We start from the raw sequence: 2,090 nt of genomic DNA on the forward strand, positions 1-2,090 counted from the left end.
GATCTCTCCCCGCAGGGCCCGACCCCGCCGCCCCCAGCCCCTGACCGAGTCGTGCCGAAGGGCCGGGCGGACGCGCGACGCGTCCGCCCGGCCCTTCGTGTCATCCGTCAGCCGTCGGACGCCTCCAGCAGCGTCCGCAGCCGGGTGGTGCGGTCCTGGGCGGGGGACTGGGCCACGGCACGGGGCAGAGCCTGGTCCACACCGTGCACCACGGACAGATGCCGTTCCGCCCGGCCGAACGCGGTGTAGACCCAGGGGCGGCTCAGCCCTTGAGCCGCGTCACCGGGCAGGACGACGACGGCCGCGGGCCACCGCATCCCCGCCGCCTGGTGGGCACTGAGCGCCCAGGCGTGCCGGACGGAGGCGGCGACCCGTTCCTGCGGTACGACGACCGGGTTCCCGGCACAGTCCAGATGCAGGCCATCGGCGTCGGCCGAGACGACCACGCCGGGCACGGTCCTGCCCGGCGCGGGGACATGGGCCACCCGGTCCCCGGGGTCGAAACCGCCGAAGCGGCCCGGACCCGGGTTCAGCCGCTGCTTGAGCGCCTCGTTCAACGCCCGGGTGCCCGCCGAGCCGCCGTGGCCGACGGTGATGACCTGGGTGTCCGAGGACGGCACGCCGATGGCGCGCGGCACGGAGTCGGCGACCAGCTGCACCGTGCGGTGCACGGCCTCGCCCGCGTCCCGCACGGGGACGATCACGACCTCCTTGCCCGGCGCCTCCACCTGGTTCAGCTCCCCGATGCCGATGCCCGAGACCAGCTCGCCGATCGGGCCCGGGTCAGGGGTGCGGGAGACGACCTGCGGGCAGGCGCGGGCCGCCAGCACATCGGCGAACACCCGCCCCGCACCGGCCGAGCCCAGCACGCCGGGGTCGCCGCTCAGCACCAGACGGGTGCCGTCGGCGAGGGACTCCACGAGCATCGCGCCGGTCTCCACGTCCAGCTGCGGGGCGTCCAGCACGACGAGCAGGTCGAGGGCGAGCGCCCCCTCCTCGTCCCGTCCGGGGCCCTCCGTGCCGGCGAGCAGCCCGGCCAGCGTGACGACCGCCGAGGCATCGCCCACGGCCCCGGCCAGCCGCTGCCGCCCGTCCACGCTGTGCGTGGCGCCCAGGGCCCGCAGCCCGAGTCCTGCGGCGGCGGCGATCAGCGCGGCGGGTTCGGCCCGCGCCGCCTCGCCGCCCGTGTGCGCGACGAGGCCATGGGCCGCGGCGGCGCGGATCAGCTCCGCGGCCGAGGGGGACGGGGCCGCCGCAGCGGCGTCCGCCCAGTCGGCGTCCTTCTCGCAGGCGTTGACCAGCCGGGCGATTCCGTCGGCGAGGCTCTCCTCCGCCAGTGCGTACCGGTCGAGGCCGAGGAGGACCTGGACCGGCTCCCGCTCCGCCGCCGGTTCGGCGCCCCCGTCGCCCGCGTCCGTTGCCTCGCTCTCCTCGTCCGCGTCCCCGTCGGCGTCCTCGTCCTCCGGGCCGTCCTGGAAGACCAGGACGACGCCCTCCGCGATGGCGTGCTGCACCGCTGCGCCGGGGTCGGTCACCGCCCGCGCGGCGAGCGCGGCGCGCACCTGCTCCGCGTCCAGGGCGGTGTGGCCCTGCAGCGCGGCCCGCTCCAGCAGCCAGCCGACGAGGGCCGCGGTGCGCCGCTCGTCGTCGGGTCCGCATCCGGTGTCCAGCAGGGCCCGGGCGAAGGTGTCCGCCTGCTCCGGGCCGACACCCGGCAGGGACAGCAGCTGCCACGGGTCCTCCCGCAGTGCCTCGTCGGCCTGCGCGCCGAGGACGGCGGCAGCGGGGGCCGCCAGCGCCTCCGGTGCCCCTCCCTCGGCCAGCACGGCCGCCACCGCGGCGACGGTCTCCGGCGACGCGCCCCGGGACACCGGGACGGGCTCCGGGGCCTGCGCGCGCGCCGGCGCCGGCGCGGGCGGTGACCGACCCCGGCGCAGCGGTGCAGCACGCCATCGCGGAGGGCGTCGTCCTGGWMKTCCAGGACGGCCCGGAGGACGAGGACGCCGACGGGGACGCGGACGAGGAGAGCGAGGCAACGGACGCGGGCGACGGGGGCGCCGAACCGGCGGCGGAGCGGGAGCCGGTCCAGG

General features: G+C 78.0%; 1 protein-coding gene. It reads right to left on the reverse strand.

Features of this window, described 5'->3' with window-relative positions; genetic code table 11:
* Positions 1-107: 107 nt before the first annotated feature.
* Positions 108-2,090 (reverse strand): helix-hairpin-helix domain-containing protein (locus tag EAO72_RS41580; protein ID WP_148022556.1); only part of this gene is annotated, 1,983 nt, incomplete at its 5' end.

The sequence above is a fragment of the Streptomyces sp. OR43 genome, from assembly GCF_008042275.1.
In the GTDB taxonomy this organism is placed as follows: Bacteria; Actinomycetota; Actinomycetes; order Streptomycetales; family Streptomycetaceae; genus Streptomyces.